Origin of the sequence: Kribbella sp. NPDC051586 (assembly GCF_044453965.1) — a bacterium.
Taxonomy (GTDB): domain Bacteria; phylum Actinomycetota; class Actinomycetes; order Propionibacteriales; family Kribbellaceae; genus Kribbella.
Genome location: NZ_JBITDF010000004.1, coordinates 972,030 through 995,786 on the forward strand (window position 1 = coordinate 972,030; position 23,757 = coordinate 995,786).

Sequence of the window (23,757 nt, forward strand, 5' to 3'; positions counted from 1 at the left end):
TGATCACCTCAATGGACGTAGGCCTGGAGCTCGTTGATCAATGCGGTGAGCACGACCTTCGCGTCGCCGAACAGCATCGCGGTCCGCGCGTTGGTGTAGAGCTCGTTGTCGATCCCGGCGTAGCCGTGCCCGAGCGAGCGCTTGACCACGATCACGCTGCGGGCCTTGTCGACGTCCAGGATCGGCATCCCGGACACGGCGTTGCCCGGCCGGCGGGCCGCAGGGTTGGTGACGTCGTTCGCGCCGACGACCAGGACGACATCGGTCGCCGCGAACTGCGGGTTGATCTCGTCGAGATCCTTCAGCTGCGGGTACGGCGCATTCGCCTCGGCCAGCAGCACGTTCATATGGCCTGGCATCCGACCGGCCACTGGATGGATCCCGTAGCTGACGTCGACGCCGTGTTCGGTCAAGGCCTGCGCGAGCTCGACGACCTCGTGCTGTGCCTGCGCCGCTGCAAGTCCGTAACCGGGAACGATGACGACCTTGCTCGCGTACGCCAACTGCAGGGCGGCGTCGTCGGCGCTCACCGATCGGACCGTGCCCGTTGCCGCGATCGCGGTGGTGGTCTGCTCGTCCCCGGTGCCGAAGCCGCCCGCGACGATGCTCAGCAGGGAGCGGTTCATCGCGACAGCCATCAGCTTCGTCAGGATGCCACCGGCCGCGCCGACCAGCGCGCCCGCGATGATCAGCGGCGTACTCCCGATCACGAATCCGGCCATCGCCACCGCCGTACCGGTGCACGCGTTCAGCAGCGAGATCACGACCGGCATGTCTGCACCGCCGATCGGCAGCGTCATCAGTACGCCGATCGCCAGCGAAGCACCGGTCACGACCCCGAGCGTCCCCAGCCCGCCGACGTGCGCCGTGAACAGAACACCGGCGGTGAGAGCGGTCAGGGCGAGCAGCAGATTGAGGACGCGTCCACCGGCAAAGGTCAGCGGCCGGCCCGGCACGTGCCCGGCCAGCTTGCCCGCGGCAACCAAGGACCCCGAGAACGTCACGGCGCCGATGAGCACGTCCAGGAACGTAGTCAGGGTCGTGCTGATCGGCTGATCCGCCGAACCCGGCAGTGCGTCCGTGAACGCGATGATCGCGGCCGCGCCGCCACCGACCGCGTTGAACAGACTCACCAATTGCGGCATCGCGGTCATCTTCACGCGCCGCGCGGCGACCAGTCCGGCACCCGCTCCGGCCGCCACGCCGAGGGCGAGGACAACGGCGGCCGTCGTGGTGATGACGGCGTCGTCGACCAGTACGACGGCTGTGAGCGCGACGGCTACCGCCATGCCGAACGCCGACAGTTGGTTGCCCCGGCGCGCCGTCGCCGGTGAGGTCATCAGGTGCAGACCGAGCACGAAGCAGACCGCCGTACCCAGGTAGAGAAGGTGGGTCGTTGTCGTCATGACATGTCCTTCGGCTTGGCACGGAACATCTCGAGCATCCGGTCGGTGACGACGTAACCGCCGACCACGTTGGCGGCGGCGAACACCGCGGCCACGAACAGCAGCAGGTAGCCGACCGTCGTATCGATGCTCGCGGCAACGATCATCACGCCGACCACGACCACGCCGTGGATGGCGTTCGCACCGGACATCAGCGGCGTGTGCAGGGTGGCCGGGACCTTGGTGATGACCTCGAACCCGACCAGCACACTGAGCACGAACACGGTGATGTCGGCCAGCAGCACAGGTGTCATGACACTGTCTCCTTCGAGTGCACGAGCAGGCCGGCGGTGATCTCGTCCTCCGGATCGAGTACGACGGAGCCGTCGTGGATCAGGTACTCGAGCAAGGCCGCGACGTTGCGCGCCCAGGCGGACGAGGCGGCCCGAGGCAGCTGCGCCGGCAGGTTCCCTGCGCCGAGCACCACGACTCCGTTGCCGGTCTCGACGCGCCCGTCGGGCACCGACCCCGCCACATTGCCGCCCAGTGGACCCGCCGCCAGATCGACGACAACCGACCCCGCCGCCATGCCTGCCAGCGCGGCACCCGGAACAAGTTCCGGCGGACTGTGTCCGGGCACCTGCGCGGTCGTGATGACCACGTCGAAGTCGCGGATCGCGGCGACCATCGCCTGTTGCTGATCCGCTTGTTCCTCGGCTGTCAGCGTGCGCGCGTAGCCACCCTCCCCTTCGGCTGTCACACCGAGATCGAGCACCGAGGCACCGGTCGACGCGATATCGGCCCGCGCCGCTGCCCGGACGTCGTACCCGGTTACCAGTGCGCCCAGGCGCCGCGCCGTACCCATCGCCTGCAGGCCGGCCACTCCCCCGCCGAGCACCAGGACCTTGGCCGGGCGGACGGTCCCGGCCGCGGTCATCATCATCGGGAAGAAGCCGCCGAAGGTGTCCGCGGCGAGTATCGCCGCCTTGTAACCGGCAACATTCGCCTGCGAGGTGAGCACGTCCATCGACTGCGCCCGGCTGAGCGTCCGCGGCAAGCCCTCGAAACTCAGCGCGGTGACGTGTGCCAGTTCCTCCGGTGCCTCCTGAGGCTCGAGCAGACCGATCAGGACCTGGCCGTCCCGCAACCGGCCGCAATCGGGTCGGTGGATCACGGCCAGGATGTCCGCCTCCGCGAACACCTCCGGCCGATCCGCGATCCGTGCCCCGGCCGCGACGTACGCCTCATCGGGGAAGCAGGCGCCGCGCCCCGCACCGGTCTCGACGATCACGTCGAGACCGGTCTTGCGGAGCCGCGCTACGACCTCGGGTGTGACTGCCACACGGTTCTCGTGCCACGCGGTCTCTGCCGGGCAGCCGACGAGCATGTTCACTTCGACCTCTCAGAACTGGAAGACGATCCGGGCCGGAACGTCGCCGGCCAACACGTCCGCGATCGACTGGTTCACGTCGTCGAGCTTGCGGTCGACGGCGATGACCCTGGTCCGGCCCGCGGCATGCAGCGCAAAGACGTCGGCCAGGTCGTTGCGGGTGCCGACGATCGAGCCGATCACGGTCTTGCCGTTCAGCACCGTGTCGAAGATCGGCAGGCTGAGCGCGCCGTCGTCACCGGGCAGCGCCACGCAGACCAGCCGGCCGCCGCGGCGCAGTGAACGGAATGCCTGGTCGAATGATTGCGGGTTTGCTGCCAGCGCGACCGCGACATCGGCGCCGCCGAGCGCCTGGATCGCCTCCACCGGATCGGTCGTGGCGGCATTCACCACGTGGTCCGCACCGAGCTGCTTGGCCATCTCCAGCTTGCTGTCCTCGATGTCGACGCCGATCGTGATGCCGCCGGCGATCCGTGCGTACTGCAGCGCGAGGTGCCCCAGGCCACCGACGCCGAAGATCGCCACCGTCTCGGCCGGGGCTACCCCGGCCACCTTGATCGCCTTGAACGTCGTGACACCCGCGCACGTGAGCGGAGCGGCGTCGCGGGACGACACGCTGTCGGGCACCGGTGTCGCGAAGGCCGCAGGTAGGACGGCGTACTCGGCGAAGCTTCCGTTGACGCTGTAGCCGGAGTTCTGTTGCTCCAGGCAAAGGGTCTCCCAGCCGCCGATGCAGTGCCGGCACTTGCCGCAGGCATAGCCGAGCCAGGCGATCGCGACCCGGTCGCCGAGGGCCCGCTCGGTCACGCCGGCGCCGAGCTGCTCGACAATCCCGATGCCCTCGTGACCCGGGACGAACGGCGGGGTCGGCTTGACCGGCCAGTCGCCGTGGGCTGCGTGGATGTCGGTGTGGCAGAGCCCGCTGGTCTCCATCCGGACCAGGACTTCGCCCGGACCGGGCTCGGGAATCGGAACTTCCTGGATCTCCAGCGGTTTGGTGAAGTCGGTGACGACTGCGGCTTTCATGACGGTCCTTTCGACGGAACAGTTGGTGGATCGGGTGACGAAATGAGTGCCGGGCCCGGCCGCGAGCGAGAAGCCCTCGGGTTCGCCGGGCGCGACGTCGAGCTGGAACGTGGACTCTCCCCACGCCTGGTCCAGCCCGTAGTCGATGTAGAACGGGCAGCCCTCGACGGTGCCGAGCAGTACGTCGCCCGCGCCGAGGATCAGCTCCCCGGCCGGATAACACATCGGCGTACTGCCGGCGCAGCAGCCGCCGGACTGGACGAACATGACCGGCCCGCGCTCCGCGCACAGGCGACGGATCGCATCGTGCGCGGCCGCGGTGGCGGTGATGCGGTTGCCAGGTGTCTCAGACATGGGATCAGAACAGACCGAGCGGCTCGTCGCTGTAGCTGACGAGGAGGTTCTTGGTCTGGCTGTAGTGGTCGAGCATCATCCGGTGGTTCTCCCGGCCGATGCCGGAGATCTTGTAACCACCGAACGCTGCGCCTGCCGGGTACTGGTGGTAGCAGTTCGTCCACACCCGGCCGGCCTTGATGCCACGGCCCATCCGGTACGCGCGATTTCCGTCCCGCGTCCAGACACCGGCGCCGAGGCCGTAGAGCGTGTCGTTGGCAATCGCCAGCGCCTCGGCCTCGTCCTTGAACGTCGTGACCGCGAGGACCGGGCCGAAGATCTCCTCCTGGAAGACCCGCATCTTGTTCTCGCCGCGCAGTACGGTCGGCTGGAAGTAGTAGCCGTGCTCGAACTCGCCGGCGATCTTGGCGCGCTCGCCGCCGATCAGTACCTCGGCGCCCTCGCCGCGGCCGATCTCGACGTACGACGCGATCTTGTCCAGCTGGCCCTGCGACACCTGTGGCCCGAGCTGGGTGTCCGTGTCGAGCGGGTTGCCCTGCTTGATCGCGGCGATCCGGTCCAGGCAGCGGGACATGAACTCGTCGTAGATGTCCTCCTGGATCAGTGCCCGGGACGGGCAGGTGCAGACCTCGCCCTTGTTGAACGCGTAAAGGACCAGACCCTCGACTGCTTTGTCGAGGAACTTGTCGTCGTGTGCCATCACGTCGCCGAAGAAGATGTTCGGGCTCTTGCCGCCGAGCTCGACGGTCGACGGGATCAGGTTCTGGGCGGCGTACTGCATGATCAGCCGGCCGGTGACGGTCTCACCGGTGAAGCCGATCTTCGCGATCCGCGGGCTGGTGGCCAGCGCCTTGCCGATCTCGGCGCCGGGACCGGTGACGATGTTCAGTACACCGGGCGGTACGACGTCGCCGATGACCTCGGCCAGCTTCAGGATCGACCACGGCGTCGGCGACGCCGGCTTCATCACCGAGCAGTTGCCTGCGGCCCAGGCCGGGGCCAGCTTCCAGGCGGCCATCAGGAGCGGGAAGTTGAACGGGATGATCTGACCGACCACACCCAGCGGCTCGCGGAAGTGGTACGCGACCAGGTCCTTGTCGATCTCGGTGGTCCGGCCCTCCTCGGCCCGCACCGCGCCGGCGAAGTACCGGAAGTGGTCGACGACCAGCGGGATGTCCGCGTTCAGCGTCTCGCGGACCGGCTTGCCGTTCTCCCAGCTCTCGGCGACGGCAAGCATCTCCTTGTTCGCCTCGACCGCGTCGGCCACGGCGTTCAGAACCTCGGCGCGCTCGGACGCGGACTTCTCGCCCCAGGCATCCTTGGCGGCGTGCGCGGCGTCCAACGCCAGTTCGACGTCCTCCGGCGTCGAGTGGGCGACCTCGGTGATCGGCTCGGCGGTGGCCGGGCTCAGGTCGATCCGATGCTCGCCCTTCGACGGCTCCACCCACCTGCCGCCGATGAAGTTCTCGTACCGCGGCTTGACCTCGACCGGACTCCCGGGCTTCCCGGGTGCGACGTACTGCATGATCCTTCTCCTTCGACTCGACGAGTCCATGCCCTTCGAGCCAACGACAGCCAAGCCGACACCCGTAGGGCCGAAAGACCCGCGTCTGAGGACCGGTCGGCCGATGCGGGCGGCCGGTGCCGCCGCGGATGCTTGAGCCAACTCGGATCAGGAGGTGGACCGGTGCGGGACGGACAGGTACGACGGGTGCCGTGGGTTCGGCAGCTCGTGATCGACACCGGGCGCGCGGCTCAGCGCCGCCACGCCATCCATGGTCTGTTCGAGGTCGACGTGACGTCGGCACGAGCGGCTCTGCGCCCTCATCTGTTCACCGCGTTCGTGATCCATTGCATCGCCACCGCGGTCGCCGAGGAGCCGAGTGTGCAGGCCTACCGTGACTTCCGCGGCCGGCAGATCGTCTTCGACGAGGTCGACGTCGGTCTCCCGGTCGAGGTCGACGTCGACGGCAGTCCCTTCGCGTTCACTCATGTGCTCCGCGATGCGGCCCGGCGTACGGTCGAGGATCTGCACCAGGAGATCCACGCGGTCAAGTCCGACCCGTCGCTGAGTCCGTCGGTACGCAAGGCTCCGTGGGCCCGTGGCTATCTTTTGCTGCCAGGCTTCGTCCGCGTCGCGCTGCTCGGCGGGCTGCACCGGATGCCGCATCGGCAGCGGGCCCTGGCGGGGACTGTGGGCGTGACAGCAGTCGGCATGTTCGGCGCCGGAGCCGGCTGGGGCATCGGCTTCCAGCTGCACACACTGAGCATCGTCATCGGCGGAATCGCCAAACGGCCGATCCTCTTCCAGGGCCGGCTGGTGGAGCGCGAGTTCCTGCAGCTGACCGTCAGCGCCGACCACGACGTCGTCGACGGCGCCCCTGCCGCCCGCTTCGTCGGACGGCTCCGCGAACTGCTGGTCACCGGGGACGGGATCTCGTCCCCGGTCGTCGCGAGGAGACCCGCGTGAAGCACAAACCCGTTGTCGTCGGGATCGACGGCTCACCGGCCGCCGACATGGCGGTCAAGTGGGGCGCCATGGAGGCCGCGGCGCTGCGAAGCCCGCTGCACCTCGTGAGTGTCATGACGCCAGGTGAATCGCCTGATCAGGCCGGCCACATCGTCTACGAGGCGGTAACCCAGGCGCGTGGGCTGGAGCCCGGGATCGTCATCGACTCCAGGATCCAAAGCGGCTCACCGTCGGCCGCGCTGGTGAAGGCGTCCTGCGACGCGGCCGCCGTCGTGATCGGCAGCCGCGGTCTCGGAGTCCTGATCGGCGGCCTGGTCGGCTCGACCGGCCTCGACCTCGCGGCGAACTCCCACTGCCCGGTCGTCGTCGTACGCCCCGACCTCGGAGCCCTGGCCGGCATCCGCGTCGTCATCGGGTACGACGGTTCACCGGCCAGTGACACCGCGCTCGACTACGGGCTCGACTACGCCCGACGCCACAACCTCCCCGTCCGCGTCGTCGCGGCCCAGCCCACCGGCACCGAACTCCACCGGATCACCGAGGACGAACTGCGCGAGGCAGTCCACGCACGCGGCGGCCACGACGCCGAGCTGATCCAGATCACCGGCCACCCGGCCGAGCACATCCTCCGCCTGTCCGGCGACGCAAACCTGATCGTCATCGGCGCCCGCGGCCGCGGCGGCTTCGCCGGCATGCTGATCGGCTCCGTCAGTCAGACCGTCCTCCACCACGCCGACTGCCCCGTCGCCGTCATCCCCGCCGCCGCAGCCGGAGGCTGACATGACCACGCCCGCCACTCAGATGCCGTCAGCAACCATCTGGCGTGCCATCCACTGGGGCTTCATCGCGCTGTTCGCGTCCGGCGCCGCCGTACACGTCCTCCTAGCGCTGACAACCCCGCAGTCGTACAACGGCTTCGCCGACGCGGCCTTCTTCGACTGGATCCACGACGCCTGGCAGACCATCTTCATGGCCCACCCAACCACCTGGGCCCTCCTCCTCGCCGCCACCGAGCTCACCATCGCCATCCTGCTCATCAGGCGCCCCCGCCTCGGCTACCTCACCGTCATCGCCTTCCACCTAGCCCTAATGCTCTTCGGCTGGGGCTTCTGGCTCTGGTGCATCCCGGCCCTCGCCTTCGCTGTGCCGGCCACCCGACACGAGTTCTGGGCAAGCCGCAAAACACCGATCTAGTCGTCGTCCGACTCGGTTTGCTTTGACGCCGAGATCTTGTTGGACGCTCGGGCGTCCACGAAGACAGGCGTGATTGTCACTCCCTTCTTCTCCGCAATCGCAGCGCACGTCTTGCGGACGCGGTCGAGACGCTCATCGCCGAAGTCCTGGTCCGTAAAGCCAACGCACAGGTAGTACCCGAAGTCGATCTGCTCCGACTCCAGGTACTGCGGCAGCTGCTTCGACGCACCCGTGAAGAACCCGCTGGACTTGATGAGCTTCACCTCGGTGAGCGCGCGCCGCTGCCAGCCAGCGGAGAACTTGAAGTCAACAGGTCCGCGTCCGATGTTCACTTCCCGTGACAGGTCGACGCCAGCTGCCTGGCACTGGGTCTGCCACATCATGGACGCGATGGCCTGGACGATCTTTTCCTGCCGGGGGCGGGTGAAGCCCTCGTTCCACAGGACTTTCCAGAGGTCCGTCTCCTCGACCGCGTGCTTGAACCCGTTCATGAGGCCGCCGACCCACGAGTAGAAGCCGTCCACCGATTCGGGCGCCTTCAGCAACGGAGCACTTCCGGCGGCATCGCGGCCGACCTCAGCCCAACCAACCAGCAGGTGTTGGTCGGTAACCACGTTGTACGGAAGGTGGTCCTCGTCTGCCACCTTGTCGACATACGCCAGCGCGAGGTTCGGACGTGCCCGCGCGACCTTGCGCCCGGCTGCCGCCTTCTCCGCCTTCGTCAGGCTGAGGCTCAAGTCGTAGTTGAGGTCGAACCGCAGCGTGCTGGCCTCGTTCAGTTCGGCCCACGACCAGAAGCCGTCCGGCGTGACTCGCGGGATGTCCTTGAGGAACCTGTCCGGGCAGAGCAGCACGCCGCCCTTGAACGCCGGGCTGCTGGGAAGTTCTACCCGGCCGTCGTCCCATCGGCCCGACTGCCTGCTCCAACGCCGATGCTTCACCAAGACCGGCTCCGTCGCGATGCCGTGCCGCTCAACCACCTGTTGGGTGTAGGTGATGAAGCGCTCCTTGGTGATGTTGCAGAACATGTCACTGATGCGATCGACACCGAGGCCGTCGCAGAACAGCACGAAGACCTCGACGTATCGCAGCGTGTCCACGTTGTCGCGGCGGAGGAGATCGAGGGCGTCGGCCATCCGGTCTGCGAACTCCCCCGCCGTACCGGAGCCCTCGGGATGTCCCATCGACAGACCGAAGGCGAACTCCTTCGGCTCAGGGAAGGTGAGCATCTGCAACGCCTTCCGCCAGTGGGGCGAACTCCGGTCCCCGTCGGCAAGCCGTACGAACCCAAGCGCGAGCGAGAAGAACTCGACCAGGTCCTGGTGGCAGGCCGACCAGAACGGATCGGCATCCTCGAAGACGAGAAACGGATCGACGTACAGGGGCGTGTCCTCGATGACTTCGAGGTCGAACCAGTCGTCGTTGCTGAACCTCTGGGCGATATTGAACTGCTGGGTGAACCGCATGCTTCCCCGTGATGCTGATCGAGCTGACGGCCGAGACCGTCGCTCGACTTATCCACAAGTGTGCCCGCGGACCGTGACAATATTGGAATCGACGCGCCGACACGCATCCCACACTTCACGAGACAACCATGCAGTCCAATAGGCCCGAGGGGCGATCGAGGCCATGGTCGACTCAGATGAAGATGATTTGGGCGCCGTCGGTCTTTTCGATGAAGTCGGCGGCGCTGATGATTCCTTCGACGTCGTCGGAGAGGTCGGACTCGTCGAGGTGCATCATGTCGGCCGACATGCGGCAGGCCCAGAGGTGGCCGCCGGAGGCGACGATCTGCTCGAGGAAGTCCGGTACGTCGGGGACGCCGATGTCCTCGATCTGTTTCTTCATCTGGTGGGTGGCCATCGCGGTCATCCCGGGCAGGCCGCCCAGGCCCTGGGGCAGATGCGTCGCGGTGTTGCCGAGCATCGTGAACTTCAGGTCGTGCATCCGCGACTTAGTGATCATGTCGAAGCCCCAGAATGTGAAGAACAGATGGGTCTCCACGCCCTCGCCGAGGGCCGCGTTCGCCAGGATCAGGCCCGGGTAGGCCATGTCCAGGTTGCCCTTCGAGCAGATGATGGCCAGCTTGCGGCCTTGCGTTGCCTCGTCGCCGAAGTCGGGGACGACCAGCGGGACTGTGGTGGTCATGTCGGTGCCTTCTCTCTCACACGCAACCACGGGGCTTCGGCAGGCCGGCGACGTACGCCATCTTCTTGGCCGGCTTGCCCGGAAACAGGACGAACAGTTGCTTGATCGGGATGCCTGCCAGTGTGGACACCCGGCGCAGCGTGGCGGTCTCGCCGTGCTTCGGGTAGTCCTGCCGCAGGAACCAGATCGCCTTCCAGTGCTCGTCGGTCAGCTCGATCCCGATCTTGGCCGCGAGCTGAACGCCGAGTTCTTCGTTCCACTCGTCGTACTCGGTGAGGAAACCTTCGGAATCGACGTGAACGGTGGTCATGGTCGGACCTCCTCGTCCGGTCGGTGTTTGCCCTTCATGGACATCAGGGTCGGCACGGGCAGCCGCCGGCCCGGGAGCAGCATGTGCCAGTAGATCCAGCGGAAAGCGAGCTTTCCCCAGTGATTCGCCCTGGTTTCGTGGAGCAACGACAGCGGTCCGAAGCGCCCCAGCGGGAAGCGGCCCGGCAGGGGTTCGGTGTCGTAGTTGAAGTCGATCAGCAGCGCCTTGCCGCCGCCGGTCTCGACGAAGCAGTTCGCGTGCCCGTCGAACCGGCCGGTCATCGCGCAGCCTTCGACGTACCGACAGAAGTTGTCGACGAAGATCTCGCTCGAGAAGTGCGCCACCGAGCCGGCCTTCGAGGTCGGCAGATCGTTGGCGTCGCCAATGGCGAAGATCTCGGCGTGCGCGAGCGACTGCAGGGTGTGCTTGTCGACCGGTACGTAGTTCAGCTCGTCACCGAGGCCGGAGGCGGCGACGAAGTCGGCGCCCATGTTCAGCGGCACGGTGATCAGCAGGTCGTAGCCGATCTCGCGCTCGTCGTAGCTGACCAGCGTCTTGCGCTCCGCGTCGACCCGCTCGACCAGGAAGTCGGTCTCGACCGCGATCTTGCGCTCGTCGAGCAGCCGGCCCAGGTACCGCGAGGCGATCGGCTTGGTGAACGCGCCGTCCAGCGGCGTCACATAGACGAGCTCGACCTGGTCCCGCATGCCCCGGCGGCGGAAGAACTCCTCGGTCAGGAAGGTGAACTCCAGCGGAGCCACCGGACACTTGATCGGCTGGTCGACCACATGCACGACGACTCGACCACCGGTGAAGCCCTGCAGCGCATCGCGCAGGGCGAAGGCGCCGTCGTAGGTGTAGAAGTCATGGATGCTGCGGCGCCACTCCGGACCGAGCATGCCGGGCGTCTCGTCCGGCCTCGAGCTGGTGCCGGTGGCGATCACGAGGTAGTCGTAACGAAGCACGTCGCCGTCGGTGAGCCGTACCTGCTTGGCTTCCGGATCGACCTTCGCGATCTCGCCCCGCAACAACAGGATCCCGTTCCGCAGTACCTTCCGGCGCGGCTCGAGCAGATGCTTCTCGTCGCCGCCGAACGGTACGAACAGCAAACCGGGCTGGTATACGTGGTGGCTGTCGCGATCGACCACCGTGATCCGCCACTCGTCGAGCGGCAGCCGGCGCCGTAGCTTGTTGGCCACCGTCGTCCCGGCGGTGCCGCCACCGAGGATCACCAACCGTCTCATGCTCTTGTCCTTTCAGGCCCGGCCCGGCCAGGTGCACCGGGCCGGGCCGGTGGAGGGTCAGTCGGTGTGCTCGATCGTGATGGTGCGGGTCTCGGCAGGCTTCGCCGAGATCGGCACGGTCACCTCGAGGATCCCGGCCGCGTACTTCGCGACGACCTTCTTCTCGTCGGCTCCGTCCGGCAGCAGCACCCGGCGGGTGAGCGTGCCGTAGTGGAACTCCGAGCGGGCTCCGTCGCGCTCTTCCTGTTGACGAGTCGCCGAGATGGTCAGCATCCCGTTCGCGACCTCGACCTTGATGTCCTTCTCCGGATCCAGACCGGGCAGCTCAGCCCGCACGATGTACTTGTCGTCGTTGGTGAACTCCTCGATCCGGACCCCGCGCATCGTCGCCGGAACCGTGAACAGACTCGGCAAACCCTCTGCCCAGTCGAACAGGTCCGCGAACTGATGCCGGTCGTTCCGCCTCTGCAGCGTCCCCATGGTGTCTCCTTCCTGTTGTCCTTCCACTTCCACCTCAGCGCGCGACACGTCTGGACAGCAGGGCCCTCCGCACCCTGCTCCCCTGACTTTCGGCCCTGCCAGGGCGCCGATCGGTCCGAGCACGCTGGGGCTGGGAGGGAGCGCGACCGATGCGAGCGGTGCGGCCGGTGCATGGCACGACTCGACCGGCCTGGTACCGCCGGGCCTGGTCAGCTGTGTCGTTGCTGATCCTGTTCGCACTCGTCGAGTACGTCGTACTCCCGAAGCTCGCCCTTGCCCGCGAGTCCCTCGATCGCGTCACCCGGCTCAATCCGCTGTGGGTCATCGCCGCAGCGATGCTCGAGGCCGCGAGCCTGGTCAGCTACTCGCTGTTCAGCCGCGCGCTGCTCGCCGCCAGCCAGGTCCGGTTCTCCTGGATCCTTCGCTCCGACCTGACCGGGTACGGCGTGAGCCATGTCGTACCGGGTGGTGCCGCCACGGCGACCGCACTTCGCTTCCGGCTGCTCGCCAACGGCGGAGCCCGGCCGACCGACGTCACGGCGACCATCACGGCCGAAGCCATCGGGTCGCAGCTCGCGCTGGTTCTCCTGGCCTGGCTGACGTCGATCCCAGCCTTGTTCCTGCGGCAGGCGACGCCGGCGTACCTGGCCATGTTCGTCATCGGCCTGATCGCGGTGGCCTGCGGCGTCCTCGCCGTCCGCGAACGTTCAGCCCTCGAACGGTTCGCCGCGGCCGCGCTCCGTGCCGCTCTGCACCGCCTCCCGCACCGCGTCCGTCCATGGCTCGCAACGGTGGCCCAGCGTCTTCACGACCTCCTGGGCGAGCACGAGGTACGGAAGGCGTTCCTGATCTGGGCAACGCTGAACTGGCTTCTCGACGCCGCGGTTCTCTGGACGTTCCTCGCCGCGTACGGCGAACCGATCGGCCCGGTACCCGTGCTGCTCGCGTACTGCGCCGCGAACCTCGCGGCCGTCGTACCGCTCACCCCCGGCGGCATCGCGGTCGTCGAAGGAATCGCGATCTCGGCTCTCATCGGTTTCGGCGTTCCGGGGCAGGTGGCAGTGCTCGCGGTCCTGTCGTGGCGCCTGATCCAGTTCTGGGCGCCGGTCCCGGTCGCCGGCTTGTGCTATCTGAGCCTGCGTGCCGAGAGCGGCTTCTTGGCTAGGCGGTAGGCGATCAGCAGGCTCAGCAAGGCGATCGTTCCGCCGGCGAACCCGTCGAAGATGTAGTGGTTGGCCGTCAGCACGATCGCGGCGAACATCAGGACCGGCATCAGCCAGCCGAACAAACGAATGCTCCAGTGGGTGCCCAGACTCGCCACCGCGATCCCCATCAGCAGGTTCCAGCCGAAGTGCAGGCTCGGTACGGCGGCGTACTGGTTGACGAAAGCGGGCGGTTGCAGCACGCGGTACGCCGAGGTGTGCTCGGTGACCGTGTCCACGAACCCGTACGCGGTGAAGAACCTCGGCGGCGCGACCGGGAACAACGCGAAGACGACCAGACCTAGCGCGCCGGACAGCAGCATCGCGTTGCGGAACACGCGGTACGCCTCGCGGTGGCGGATCAGCAACCAGAGCAGTGTCGTGAGCAGCACCGGCCAGTGACCGAAGATGTAGATGTCGCCGAGAATCTCGACCAGCCAGCCGTGCCCGGCGACCGTCCGTTGCAGTTCCGGCTCGACGAACACCCCGGCCGACCGCTCCCAGGACACGACGTGTTCGGCGTTGCGGTAGGCGATGTCGATCCGCGTCGTGATCAGACCGCGAACCCCGAAGTACGCCACGATCGCCGTCGCGATCACGCACAGCTCGCGGACGATCTGCTGGGTCCGGTGCGGCGCTCGCACCACTGGTGTCTCGCTTCCGGCGACCATGGCCCACCTCCTGCCCACCACGCTCGCAATCGGAGGGCTGAGCCGCCCAGGGCCGTACCACCCGTACTGGCCGGGACGAAGGTCCGGACCGCGTCGAGGTGCGGGGCTTGAACCGGGCGGTTATGGTCCATTCATCGGATTCGCCGGTAGGGCGCGCCGCACCGCGCCGGACCGGAGGCCCCCGGAAGGACCCCCTCATGCTCTTGGGCCGGAAACACCTCGTGCGGCCGATGCACCGCATCCACACCATCGCGCGGCACCGCGGCGTGCGCGTCGCCGCGCTGATCGCCGCGGTCGCGCTGTCGCTGTGGAACGTCGACCGCGTTCCACACACCGCGCTGCTTCCGGCTGCGCTCGGCCTGTTGCCGTTCGCGATCGGCAAGTACATCCTGTGCCCGCTGCGCTGGCACGCGATCTCGACCAGTGGCCGGACCCGGCGCTGGCACCTGCGGGCGTACGCCGAGAGCGAGATCCTCGGTCTGGTCACACCTTGGCACGCGGGCGCCGACCTGTGGCGCGTGCACCGGCTCGAGACCATCGACGTACGGCGGTCCAGCGCAGTCGCCGAGGTCGCGCTGGACCGTTTCATCGGCGCCGTCGGGCTGATCGCCGCCGTCGTGGTCACCGGCGTCACCCTGCCGGGGACAGTCCTGGCGATCGCGCTCGGCGCTGCCGCACTGGTGCTCGTGGCAGCCCTCGTCGTCCGTCGTCGCCGGCCCTTCCTCGCGGGTCGTTGGCCGTGGCCGTCGCCGAAGGTCTTCGCCTTTGGGATGCTGATGTCGATCGGCTACCAGGCGACGATCCTCGGCCTGCTCATCGGAGCCATCGACGCGGTCGGCGGACCGGTGCCCGGGCTGCAGCTCGTCGCGGTCTTCGGCGCGAGCCAGATCGCCGGTGTGCTGCCCGGCGTGCACGGCGCGAGCCCCCGCGACGGCGCCTTGGTGGCGGGGCTCGCCGCGATCGGTGTCTCGTGGCGGGAGGCCTTCGGAGCAGTGGCGCTGACCGCGTTGCTGTACTGGATCCCAGCCCTCCTGATCGGCGGCACGTTCCTCTTCCTGCGCTGGCGGGGCTGGTTCACCGAGCGGCGGCCGGCGGCGGCATGAGCGGCCCACTCCTCGTCGCGCACCGTGCCGGCAACGATCCCGGCACCTTGCGAGCCGCTCTCGAGCTCGGCGCGGACCTGGTCGAGGCCGACATCCACGCCTATCGCGGCCGGCTGGAAGTGCGTCATCGCAAGACGCTCGGGCCGTGGTGGCTGTGGGACCGGGGTGAGTTCGCCCGGCGCCGCGATGCAGAGGTGTTCGAGGTCGACCAGTTGCTGGCTGCCGCGGGCGGTGATCCACGGTTGATGCTCGATCTCAAAGGCATCCATCCACGTCTGGCGCCGCGGCTCGCGCGCGCCCTGACAGCCGTGCCGGACCTGAGGGTGACCATCTGTACCCAGCACTGGTGGATGCTCGCCGCGTTCCAGGACGCCGCGAACGTCCGGCTGGTGCTGTCCGCCGGGAGCCGGCGCGGCCTGCGGCGCCTGCGTTCCCGTCTGCGGCGACGGCCGGCGTACGGCGCCTGCGTCCATCGACGGCTGCTCACGCCCGAGACCGTCACCGAACTCCGGCGGTCCACGGACGTCGTGTTCACCTGGCCTGTCGACACCGCGGCTGACATTGCCGACGCGCGCCGCCTCGGCGTCGACGCGGTGATCGGCAAGGACCTCGGAGTACTGCGGCCCTGACCGGCTGAACGACCTGTCCGAAGCGGGGCCAACGGCCCATGCGCGGACTCGGGTGCCGGGCAATGCTCGAACCGAGGACGGCGTCGTCCCGTGCGGCTGCCGCCCCGTTGGCCCAGCGAAGGGAGTCGTCATGTCCAAGTCATCGACCCAGAGCCCCCCGGTTCGCCGGGCGTCGGCCACTTCGGGCGGTTGGTTCGTCTGGATGGTCGGGTTGTGGGTGACGTTCTTCGTCCTGCTCAACGCCGGCCGGCTGGACGACGTCGCGGCCTGGATCCGCGACCTGCCGATCCTGCTCGAGATCCTCGCCTGGGTGGTGTTCTTCCCTTGGGTCCTGGGCATGGCCGTCTGGACCAGCGACTGGTCCGAGGGCCTCCGGATGACCCTGGTGGTGCTGTTCGCCATCGTCTGGATCCTGGTCTCGATCCCCCGGGCCAAGCCGGTCGGCCAGAGGTGAGTGCGATGAAGCTACGTCTCCGTGACGTCGTGGCGATGCTGCTGGTCGTCGCCGTCCTGGTTCCGTATGTCGGCTACCTCGTGAACGGTGAGATGCCGCTGATCGGCGACTCGAGCGCAATGGCGTCCACCGGCCTGCTGCTCGGCGTACTCGCGTTCGTGGTGATCCGCGGTGGCGGACGCCCTCCGCGGCTCGGGCGCGCCGAAAGCGGATCGGTGGGGCTGGCCGCGGCGCTGTACGTGCTGACGATCGCGCTGTCGGAGACAGCCGCCGCCGAACTGTTGCTCGCCGCCTTCATCTGCAGCCTGCTGCTGATCTTCGCCCTGGACCTGCTCGACCGCGGCGGCCCGCACCGCGACACCACACCCCTCCGATGACCGTTCAGGTCACGACACCGCGCGGTCTGTCTCCCCGGCAGGCCGCGCTCGCGCTGGCCGAGCACGGGCCGAACACGATTCCAGCGCCCCGGCCGCCGTCGGCCTGGCGACGCGTCCTCGCGCAACTGCGGGACCCGATGATCCTGCTGCTCATCGCGGCCGCGGTGCTCACGGCCGGTCTGCACGACCTGACGGACCTGACCGTGATCCTGGTGGTCGTCATCCTCAACACGACGGTCGGCGTCGTCCAGGAGATCCGCGCCGAGCACGCGCTGGCCGCTCTCAACCGGCTGGCGGCGCCACACGCGACAGTACGGCGTGCCGACCGGACGATGGTCATCCCCTCGGCCGAGGTCGTGCCAGACGACGTAGTACTGCTCCAGGCCGGCGACGTCGTACCGGCCGACCTCCGGCTCTTCGACGCGATCCGGCTCCAGGCGGACGAGTCCGCACTCACCGGTGAATCCGTTCCGATCGAGAAGGAACCGACGGACGAGCTGTACGCCGGTACCGTCGTCACCCGCGGTCGCGGAGCCGGCGTCGTGACCCGGACCGCAACGCGCAGCGCGCTCGGCAAGATCGCTCTGCTGCTGTCGAACCAGCGTCCGCGCGCCACCCCGCTCCAGCGCCGGCTGGCCGCGCTCAGCCGGGGCTTGAGCATCGCGGCCGTCGCGCTGTCCGCGATCGTCGCCGTCGCCGGCCTGATCCGCGGTCTGCCGTTGCCGTCGATGGTCGTCACAGCGGTCAGCCTCACGGTGGCCGCCGTACCCGAGTCGCTGCCCGCGGTCGTCACACTCGCACTGGCCATCGGCGCGCACCGGATGGCGCAGCGCGCTGCCGTGGTCCGCAAGCTTCCCGCGGTCGAGACCCTCGGCGCGGTGACCATCCTGGCGACCGACAAGACCGGCACCCTCACCGAGGGCATCATGCAGGCCGAGCGGCTCTGGACCGAGTCGGGTCAGGCGACCGCCGCCGGATCTGGCTACGACCCGGCCGGAACGCTCGGACCGGACGCCGGCTCCCCGGCCGTACGGCGTCTGCTGCGCGACGTTGCCCTATGCAACGATGCCGCGCTCCGGCCGCCCACCGGGGACGACCCCGTCTGGCGGCCGATCGGCGATCCGACCGAGGCGGCCCTGCTCACTCTGGCCCACCGCGGTGGAGTCGATCCCGACGAGTTCGGCTCGGCCTGCCCGCGGCGGCACGAAGTACCTTTCGACAGCAGCCGCAGGCGGATGACCACGTTCCACGAGCAACCCGGTTGTGACGACCTGCTGGTGATCGGCAAGGGTGCGCCCGAGGTGATGCTGACCCCCGAGGTCACGTCGTACGGCGACCTCGACCAGGCGAAGGCGGAGGCCGCAGACCTGTCGGCGGCCGGGTTCCGCGTCCTGGCCGTTGCCGACAAGCTCCTGCCGCCGGGCGCGTCCCGGACCGAGAACGGGCTGCACCTGGCCGGCCTGGTCGCGATCACTGATCCCGTCCGGCCCAACGCCGCGCAGGTGATCGCGTCGTTCGACCGGGCCGGCGTCGGCGTGCTGCTGATCACCGGGGACGCCCCGGGCACCGCGCTCGCCGTCGCGGAGCGGATCGGCCTGCACGACGAACAGGTGATCACCGGCGCGGACCTCGACCACGGGACCGATCCGACCACCGGCCATGTGTTCGCGCGGATCCGGCCCGAGCAGAAGCTCGACATCGTGGGCGCCTGGCAGGCCGACGGTCACGTCGTCGCGATGACCGGCGACGGCGTCAACGACGCCCCGGCGCTGCGCCGGGCCGACATCGGCGTCGCGATGGGCCGCGGCGGAACCGAGGTGGCACGGCAGGCCGCCGATCTCGTCCTCACCGACGACGATCTCGGCACGGTCGAGGCCGCGATCGAGGAAGGCCGACGGATCTACACCAACATCCGCACCTTCCTGCGCTACGCGCTCAGCGGCGGGCTCGCCGAGATCCTGGTGATGCTGATCGGTCCGTTGCTGGGCTTCGCCGTACCGCTGCTTCCCGGCCAGATCCTCTGGATCAACATGCTCACCCACGGGCTGCCCGGCGTCGCCATCGGCGCCGAGCCGGCCGACCCGGGAGCGATGCGGCACCCGCCCCGCTCGCCGCAGGAACAGATCCTCGGTGCGGGCCTGTGGCAACGGATCGCCGTGACCGGCACCATGATCGGAGCCGTCACCCTCGTCGCCGCCTCCTGGGCACACCACACCGGCGCGCCCTGGCAGACCATGGCCTACCTCGTCCTCGGCCTGTCCCAACTCGGCGTCGCCCTCGCCCTGCGCCGTCCCCGCGTCGCCGGCACCCGCCGGCTCCGGTTCCTCGACACCGCCATAGCCGGCGCCCTCGCACTGCAGGTCCTCCCGGTCTTCGTCGGACCACTACGCAGCCTGCTGGGCCTGACGGTGCTGTCCCCCGCGGACCTGCTCATCGCGTTCGCGCTCGCCGCCGTACCCGCCCTCACGATCGTCACCAGACACCGCAAGCCGACCGACTGACCTCAGCCGGCACGGTACAGCGAGCCGCCGCCGGAGATGGCGATCGCGGTGACCTTGCCGCCGACGTTCAGCGTGACGATGAACGTCGTACCGGAGTAGCGGGCGGTGTACGTGACCGATCCGGACGCGCGGACCGGTACGACGAACGACAGGATCGACGCTGTCCTGCCGGAGCGCGCCATCATGATCGTCGGCGCCGACTTGCGAACGTTGCTGGTCGGGTAGGTCCAGCCCTGGATCGGACTGGTCTGCCCCTGCTTCACGAGGATCGCCCCGGCCGGCAATGCCTGCTGGAACGGGACCCGGAAGACGACCGTTCGAGTCGCGTCACCCGGCGCTGCCGCTACCGCGGTGGTCCGGGAGTACGCGGTCGCGCGCTGGTCCGACGGCAGGTGCCACAACGTCTGGAACGCCTGCGCCGTCTTCGCGGAGCCCCTGTCCCAGGTCACGATCAGGTCCGGGTCGTTCAGCACGAGGACCGAGCGGTCGCGGGTGATGCCGCTCGCGGGGGGCGTCCGAGAACGCGTACGCCTCGGAATTCGTGTTCACGGAGTAGCTCGTCAGCTTCGTGGCGGGGTTGACGTCGGTGGACATCGGGGTCGTCAACACACTGTGCGCACTCGGGCTGACCGTCCAGGTGCGCCACACACCGGCGGAGTAGGCCGCATATCCACCGTTGATGATGATGTCCCTGCCGCGGGCCGAGTACGTGATGCTCATGTGGTCGCTGTGCCCGTGATACGCCCGCGCCGGCCCGAACCTGATGCTGTACGCCGACTCGCCCGTGAAGCCCCTGGCGGGATCGGATCCCCAGCCGGTGCGGCCGAAGACATAGCCTGCCGTGTAGACCCCGACCCGCCACGGCGGCACGGTGCCTCTCGTGCCGAGTGAACCGGCGTACTCCATCGGCGTTCCCGGCCACGGGTACGTCGCTTGCAGCTCGGTGTCACCGATCTGCGGCAGCTTGCCGAGCGAGTTCGTCGCCAGGGCCAGCCATTTTCCGAGCAGCGCCCGCCGGGTCGCCATCGTCGTACCGGGGTCGACGCCGCCGTTCTGCAGCACGGTGATGGCCCGGCCCCAGAGCGAGTAGTTGAAGGAGGCGTAGCCGGAGGACTGCTCGTTCGTCGAACCCTGCGCGTCGATCGACGTGGTGATACCGGCCGCCAGACGCTGGACGGCAAGATTCCTGTAGTCGCTCCGGTTGAGTGTCACGCCGACACCGAACAACGCGATGCTCTCGTCGGTGCCGTGGTTCCAGGCCCCGCTCCAGTAGTTGGTCAGGAAGCGGGCGCGGCTCAGCAGCGCCGTGTCGATCCATTCGTAGTGCGCCGGCAGCGTCGTCACCTGCAGACCGGACAGCACCGCTTGCCGCAGGCAAATAAGCACGTTGGTCCGGTGCATGGTCGATTCCCAGGCGCCGACATTGCTCTTCCAGGAGTACGGGTTGTCGCGGTACCAGTCGTACGCGATCGTGTCCACCCTGGCCAGCGCGGTCAGATCACCCTTGCCGGCGGCGATGATTCCCTGGCCGAGCCAGCGCAGCGAGTGGAACCACATGTACCAGCTCGCGTTCTTGTACGGATTCGCCGCCCAGTTGATGTTCCCGCCGCCGTTGCCCACCGTGGTCGGTGCGTACGGCGCCCAGGTGAACTGGTCGCGGTAGAGATTCGCCAGCGGGTTCTGGGCATCCAGCCCACTGAAACCCGGGCACGCATAGAACAGCGCCGCCAGGCTCTGCACCGGCTGCTTGCCGATGTCCGTCGCCGGTGGCGCGGTCGGCGGTACGACGTTGGTCGCACCCGGCACGAACTGCGCCTCCCACGGATCCGCCGGCGCCGGCACGATCGTGATCCCCGGTCCTGCCGCCGGCCCTCGAGTCGTTCCCGTCGCCGTCCCGGTTGCGCCGAGCAACACGACGGCGAGGCCGACTGTCACAGCGGCCGTTCGATTGAATCGCATCAGTCTCCCCCTCTGTGCACTGCCGCCGAACGGCGGCGGTGCAATCGAGGGTCCGGCTGATCATCGACGCTCCCCAGAGACCTACGTCCCGATCAGAGCGGGACGGTCGTCAACTGTGCAGGCGGACGTGCTGGTGCGTGATCGCTTCGATGTCGGATGCGGCGGTGTGGAGCAACTGGTGGGCGAGGTCCGACAGCGCGCGGGCGACGGCCAGTTCGTCGCCGATCTCGGCGATCTCGCTGTCGTCGGGGTTGCGGTGTGCGGCGCCGCGGCCGATCAGGTTGGTCTTGTCATTGGTGTGCAGCCGTGCCTCGGCGTGCGTGATCCGGTCGTCCTCGTGCTCGTCGACGAAGACGTCGACGCGCCAGCGCCGGCTCGTGATTCTCGTGGTCATGGTCTCGTCCTTCCGCCCTGGGCATTCCGCTCTTGAGGCCATCGTCGGAAACCGGCCGCGCAGCTACCAGGGCCGTCCGGTCCACCGGGCCCGGGAACTTCTGCCCTGTCGGGCGAACGAGGGACGGCGTGTGCTGGAGGTGTGAGAAAGGAGTCGGCCATGAGCGACCTCGAGAAGGGCCGCGTCCAGCGAGACGCCCGACGTACCGTTGCCAGCCGCCGCTCCCGCGGTTCGACCAACCCGGAGCAGGCGATCCTCAGCCACCTCGGCATCGAGCTCTACAAGGAGCACCACCGCGCCGAGCATCCGCCGGAGAAGGCCTCCGCCACCGACAACGGGCCGACGACGAATCCACCGATCGGTGACTTCAGCCCTGATCGAGGAGCGTCAGATGACTGAACGCAAGTCCGATACCGACACCGAGAACGCACCGTGGTGGAGCCGTCCGGCGCGGATCGCGATCCGGGTCATCGCGATCGCCGTGGTCGCAGCCTTCGTGACGCTGACCGTCGTACGCCTGCTGACCTTCTAGGCCACGGGGATGCGGGCTCGGGAGGCGGCCGGGTTGCGGAGCTTCAAGAGCGGTACGCCGATGCCGTAGGTGAGGAACTGGTCCTCGGGGAAGATCTCGACGATGCAGCAGTCCGCGAGTCGTTCAGCCGGAACGAGCCTGGCCAGTGCCGGCGGCAGCGAGCCGACGGCGGGCCGACCGGCCGGATGCACCACCGCCCGGGCATGGAAGCTGATCGTGGCCGGAGGAATCGGGAACAGCAAGGACAGCAACCCGCCTCGCCGGACCGGGACCGTCATCGCTACCTGGTCGGTTGCCGGGATGTGCAGCGCTTTCCAGCTCGTCGGCGCGACTGCGACGTACAGCCTGCCGTGGCCGGCGGTGTACACCACGCCACTCGACCGCGGCTGACCATTCGGGCTGACGTAGCTCAGAACTGCGAACGATGCCCTGGTGAGCTGGTTCCAGATCTGGTTCCGGGTCGGGCTCTGCGTCTGCTTCATCGTTTCTCCTCAACGGCACGATCCGGTCGGCGCACTGCTCGGCGTCGGACTCGGACTGGGCGGTGATCAGTACGGCGGCACCGCGCTCGGCTGCTTCGTGGAGCACGGCCGGGACGACGCTGCGAGCGTCGTCGTCCAGCTCGGTCATCGGGTCGTCCATGACGACCAGTTCCGGTTCGTGCATGAGCGCCTGGACGATGCCCAGTCGGCGCAGCTGCCCACGGCACAGCGTGGCCATCGGACGATCCAGCTCCAGACCAAGCCGGTCGGCCAGCTGGTGCGCGTACGCCGTACCGCAGCCACGAACCGCAGCGCAGATGTCCAGCACGTCGCGCGAAGTCAGCGAACCCATCGTCTCCAGGTCCTTCACCAGATATCCGATCCGCCCCTTCAGGTCGGCCGTGATCGGGTCGGCGCCCAGAACCTGCACCGATCCTGCGGACGTCAGCTCACCGACGACCACCCGGCTGATCGTGCTCTTGCCGGACCCGTTCGGACCGGCCAGGACGACAACCTCGCCGTACCGCACGACCAGATCCGTGAACCGCACGCCGTACGCCGACACGCCGGTCAACCGCACTGCCTCGTCCAACCGCTCCACCGTGCTCATCACAGCCTCCATTCGATTGGTTCGAGTCTCTGTCGCGGAGTGTGAGCCGGACCACGGTCGTGAGCCCCGTCTCCGGCCGACACAGGACCCCGGCCGACAGGTCCACCCGGCGACCCGCCGTGGGTCCTTCGGCGCACGCGGTCGGGACCAGTGGCCCTCGCTCGGCAGGACCTGGGCCGCGCGACCCTGATCAACCAGGTCCGACGGCTCTGCGACTCGACGCGGGTCGTGGCCACGATGAAAGCAAGAGCACTTGATCGTCTGCGCCGGACGCGACGAAACGACGATCGATGTGCGTGCTCGTTCTCCCACAGAAGGAGGAATGATGACCGTCAAGGTTCTCGTCGCCTACGCCACCAAGATGGGTTCGACCGCGAGCATCGCGGCCGCCATCGGCTCGGAACTCCGCGACGCCGGCTGCGAGGTCGACGTCCATGAACTCGGCGCCGTCCAGGCGGTGTCGCCGTACGACGCCGTCGTGCTGGGAAGCGCGATCTACCGGCGCCGCTGGCTGCCGGAGGCGGTCCGTTTCCTCCGCCGGCACGAACGCCAACTGAGCGCCCGTCCGCTCTGGCTCTTCCACTCCGGCCCACTGGGCGCCGCCCGGAACCAGGATCAAACCGTCCCGTCCGACGTCGCCCGCTTGGTCCGTCTGATCGGGGCAGCAGCCCCGGTCAAGACCCTCGCCGGTGAGCTCCAGGCCGACGCGGTCACGCATCACCGCGACCTCGAACGCCTGGTCGGCGACTCCCGCAACTGGCAAGAGATCCGGGCCTGGTCCCGCGAGATCGCCGCCGCGCTGCTCACCAGCAGCCCCATGCTCGACCGCTAGACCGAGGAGG

Annotated in this window: 26 protein-coding genes and 1 pseudogene; 12 read left to right on the top strand and 15 right to left on the bottom strand. The window is 68.4% G+C overall.

What is annotated here, in order from left to right:
- Window positions 1–8 precede the first annotated feature (8 nt).
- The 5 genes from ACIA58_RS31510 to ACIA58_RS31530 are packed head-to-tail and all read right to left on the bottom strand — an operon-like array spanning window position 9 to window position 5,680.
- Window positions 9–1,406 carry an NAD(P)(+) transhydrogenase (Re/Si-specific) subunit beta gene (locus ACIA58_RS31510; protein WP_396407446.1) on the bottom strand — a complete coding sequence of 466 codons (1,398 nt, stop codon included), beginning with the start codon at window positions 1,404–1,406 and terminating at the stop codon, window positions 9–11.
- Complete coding sequence (locus tag ACIA58_RS31515; RefSeq protein ID WP_396407447.1) at window positions 1,403–1,699, bottom strand: NAD(P) transhydrogenase subunit alpha; 297 nt, start codon at window positions 1,697–1,699, stop codon at window positions 1,403–1,405. The genes ACIA58_RS31510 and ACIA58_RS31515 overlap by 4 nt, the downstream gene beginning before the upstream one ends.
- Window positions 1,696–2,772, bottom strand: a complete 1,077-nt coding sequence (locus ACIA58_RS31520; protein WP_396407836.1) for an NAD(P) transhydrogenase subunit alpha — start codon at window positions 2,770–2,772, stop codon at window positions 1,696–1,698. The genes ACIA58_RS31515 and ACIA58_RS31520 overlap by 4 nt, the downstream gene beginning before the upstream one ends.
- A gap of 15 nt (window positions 2,773–2,787) precedes the next feature.
- Entirely contained in the window at window positions 2,788–4,155 is a 1,368-nt protein-coding gene (locus tag ACIA58_RS31525; RefSeq protein ID WP_396407448.1) for a DUF779 domain-containing protein, read from the bottom strand.
- A gap of 4 nt (window positions 4,156–4,159) precedes the next feature.
- The gene (locus ACIA58_RS31530; protein ID WP_396407449.1) at window positions 4,160–5,680 is read right to left on the bottom strand and encodes an aldehyde dehydrogenase family protein; all 1,521 of its coding nucleotides are present in this window, start codon (window positions 5,678–5,680) and stop codon (window positions 4,160–4,162) included.
- A gap of 162 nt (window positions 5,681–5,842) precedes the next feature.
- Between ACIA58_RS31530 and ACIA58_RS31535 the strand changes: the two genes are divergently transcribed.
- From ACIA58_RS31535 to ACIA58_RS31545, 3 genes are read left to right on the top strand one after another with little or no spacing between them, the layout of a single operon-like run.
- Entirely contained in the window at window positions 5,843–6,625 is a 783-nt protein-coding gene (locus tag ACIA58_RS31535) for a 2-oxo acid dehydrogenase subunit E2 (RefSeq protein WP_396407450.1), read from the top strand.
- Complete coding sequence (locus ACIA58_RS31540; RefSeq protein ID WP_396407451.1) at window positions 6,622–7,404, top strand: universal stress protein; 783 nt, start codon at window positions 6,622–6,624, stop codon at window positions 7,402–7,404. Before ACIA58_RS31535 ends, ACIA58_RS31540 begins: the two co-directional genes overlap by 4 nt.
- A gap of 1 nt (window position 7,405) precedes the next feature.
- On the top strand, window positions 7,406–7,819 hold the full coding sequence (locus ACIA58_RS31545) for a hypothetical protein (protein WP_396407452.1): 414 nt from the start codon (window positions 7,406–7,408) through the stop codon (window positions 7,817–7,819).
- Here ACIA58_RS31545 and ACIA58_RS31550 read toward each other — a convergent pair.
- The 5 genes from ACIA58_RS31550 to ACIA58_RS31570 all read right to left on the bottom strand — a co-directional run bounded on the left by ACIA58_RS31550 (window position 7,816) and on the right by ACIA58_RS31570 (window position 12,001).
- A complete protein-coding gene (locus ACIA58_RS31550) occupies window positions 7,816–9,285 on the bottom strand; it encodes a hypothetical protein (RefSeq protein WP_396407453.1) in 1,470 nt (489 codons plus the stop codon). The genes ACIA58_RS31545 and ACIA58_RS31550 overlap by 4 nt on opposite strands.
- A gap of 172 nt (window positions 9,286–9,457) precedes the next feature.
- A complete protein-coding gene (locus ACIA58_RS31555; RefSeq protein WP_396407454.1) occupies window positions 9,458–9,967 on the bottom strand; it encodes a DsrE/DsrF/DrsH-like family protein in 510 nt (169 codons plus the stop codon).
- A 16-nt stretch (window positions 9,968–9,983) separates the two neighbouring features.
- Window positions 9,984–10,277, bottom strand: a complete 294-nt coding sequence (locus ACIA58_RS31560; RefSeq protein WP_396407455.1) for a TusE/DsrC/DsvC family sulfur relay protein — start codon at window positions 10,275–10,277, stop codon at window positions 9,984–9,986.
- Window positions 10,274–11,521 carry an NAD(P)/FAD-dependent oxidoreductase gene (locus ACIA58_RS31565; RefSeq protein ID WP_396407456.1) on the bottom strand — a complete coding sequence of 416 codons (1,248 nt, stop codon included), beginning with the start codon at window positions 11,519–11,521 and terminating at the stop codon, window positions 10,274–10,276. The genes ACIA58_RS31560 and ACIA58_RS31565 overlap by 4 nt, the downstream gene beginning before the upstream one ends.
- 57 nt (window positions 11,522–11,578) lie before the next feature.
- A complete protein-coding gene (locus ACIA58_RS31570; protein ID WP_396407457.1) occupies window positions 11,579–12,001 on the bottom strand; it encodes an Hsp20/alpha crystallin family protein in 423 nt (140 codons plus the stop codon).
- A gap of 149 nt (window positions 12,002–12,150) precedes the next feature.
- Here ACIA58_RS31570 and ACIA58_RS31575 point away from each other — a divergent pair, with 149 nt between their 5' ends.
- The gene (locus ACIA58_RS31575; RefSeq protein ID WP_396407458.1) at window positions 12,151–13,173 is read left to right on the top strand and encodes a YbhN family protein; all 1,023 of its coding nucleotides are present in this window, start codon (window positions 12,151–12,153) and stop codon (window positions 13,171–13,173) included.
- Here ACIA58_RS31575 and ACIA58_RS31580 read toward each other — a convergent pair.
- Complete coding sequence (locus ACIA58_RS31580) at window positions 13,128–13,874, bottom strand: phosphatase PAP2 family protein (RefSeq protein WP_396407459.1); 747 nt, start codon at window positions 13,872–13,874, stop codon at window positions 13,128–13,130. The two genes, ACIA58_RS31575 and ACIA58_RS31580, sit on opposite strands and share 46 nt — an antisense overlap.
- A 197-nt stretch (window positions 13,875–14,071) precedes the next feature.
- Between ACIA58_RS31580 and ACIA58_RS31585 the strand changes: the two genes are divergently transcribed.
- The 5 genes from ACIA58_RS31585 (at window position 14,072) to ACIA58_RS31605 (ending at window position 18,938) form a co-directional block, all read left to right on the top strand.
- Complete coding sequence (locus ACIA58_RS31585) at window positions 14,072–14,977, top strand: lysylphosphatidylglycerol synthase domain-containing protein (protein ID WP_396407460.1); 906 nt, start codon at window positions 14,072–14,074, stop codon at window positions 14,975–14,977.
- Entirely contained in the window at window positions 14,974–15,606 is a 633-nt protein-coding gene (locus tag ACIA58_RS31590) for a glycerophosphodiester phosphodiesterase (protein WP_396407461.1), read from the top strand. Before ACIA58_RS31585 ends, ACIA58_RS31590 begins: the two co-directional genes overlap by 4 nt.
- 130 nt (window positions 15,607–15,736) lie before the next feature.
- Window positions 15,737–16,060 (top strand): hypothetical protein, encoded by a 324-nt coding sequence (locus ACIA58_RS31595; protein ID WP_396407462.1) that lies wholly within the window; start codon window positions 15,737–15,739, stop codon window positions 16,058–16,060.
- Window positions 16,061–16,065: 5 nt separating this feature from the next.
- Complete coding sequence (locus ACIA58_RS31600; RefSeq protein ID WP_396407463.1) at window positions 16,066–16,437, top strand: hypothetical protein; 372 nt, start codon at window positions 16,066–16,068, stop codon at window positions 16,435–16,437.
- Entirely contained in the window at window positions 16,434–18,938 is a 2,505-nt protein-coding gene (locus ACIA58_RS31605) for a cation-translocating P-type ATPase (RefSeq protein ID WP_396407464.1), read from the top strand. The genes ACIA58_RS31600 and ACIA58_RS31605 overlap by 4 nt, the downstream gene beginning before the upstream one ends.
- A gap of 327 nt (window positions 18,939–19,265) precedes the next feature.
- Here the strand turns inward: ACIA58_RS31605 and ACIA58_RS31610 are convergent, their stop codons facing one another.
- Together ACIA58_RS31610 and ACIA58_RS31615 are read right to left on the bottom strand one after the other, a co-directional pair.
- Entirely contained in the window at window positions 19,266–20,897 is a 1,632-nt protein-coding gene (locus ACIA58_RS31610) for a heparinase II/III family protein (RefSeq protein ID WP_396407465.1), read from the bottom strand.
- A gap of 109 nt (window positions 20,898–21,006) precedes the next feature.
- The gene (locus ACIA58_RS31615) at window positions 21,007–21,291 is read right to left on the bottom strand and encodes a DUF1876 domain-containing protein (RefSeq protein ID WP_396407466.1); all 285 of its coding nucleotides are present in this window, start codon (window positions 21,289–21,291) and stop codon (window positions 21,007–21,009) included.
- A gap of 159 nt (window positions 21,292–21,450) precedes the next feature.
- Here ACIA58_RS31615 and ACIA58_RS31620 point away from each other — a divergent pair, with 159 nt between their 5' ends.
- Together ACIA58_RS31620 and ACIA58_RS31625 are read left to right on the top strand one after the other, a co-directional pair.
- Window positions 21,451–21,690 (top strand): hypothetical protein, encoded by a 240-nt coding sequence (locus ACIA58_RS31620; protein ID WP_396407467.1) that lies wholly within the window; start codon window positions 21,451–21,453, stop codon window positions 21,688–21,690.
- On the top strand, window positions 21,683–21,823 hold the full coding sequence (locus tag ACIA58_RS31625) for a hypothetical protein (protein WP_396407468.1): 141 nt from the start codon (window positions 21,683–21,685) through the stop codon (window positions 21,821–21,823). Before ACIA58_RS31620 ends, ACIA58_RS31625 begins: the two co-directional genes overlap by 8 nt.
- Here ACIA58_RS31625 and ACIA58_RS31630 read toward each other — a convergent pair.
- Both ACIA58_RS31630 and ACIA58_RS31635 read right to left on the bottom strand, forming a co-directional pair.
- Window positions 21,820–22,305, bottom strand: a complete 486-nt coding sequence (locus ACIA58_RS31630; protein ID WP_396407837.1) for a pyridoxamine 5'-phosphate oxidase family protein — start codon at window positions 22,303–22,305, stop codon at window positions 21,820–21,822. The genes ACIA58_RS31625 and ACIA58_RS31630 overlap by 4 nt on opposite strands.
- 157 nt (window positions 22,306–22,462) lie before the next feature.
- Window positions 22,463–22,927 (bottom strand): annotated as a pseudogene (locus tag ACIA58_RS31635) (ATP-binding cassette domain-containing protein); the annotation flags it as partial.
- A 313-nt stretch (window positions 22,928–23,240) separates the two neighbouring features.
- Between ACIA58_RS31635 and ACIA58_RS31640 the strand changes: the two are divergent.
- Window positions 23,241–23,747 carry a flavodoxin domain-containing protein gene (locus ACIA58_RS31640; RefSeq protein ID WP_396407469.1) on the top strand — a complete coding sequence of 169 codons (507 nt, stop codon included), beginning with the start codon at window positions 23,241–23,243 and terminating at the stop codon, window positions 23,745–23,747.
- The last annotated feature ends 10 nt before the right edge of the window (window positions 23,748–23,757 follow it).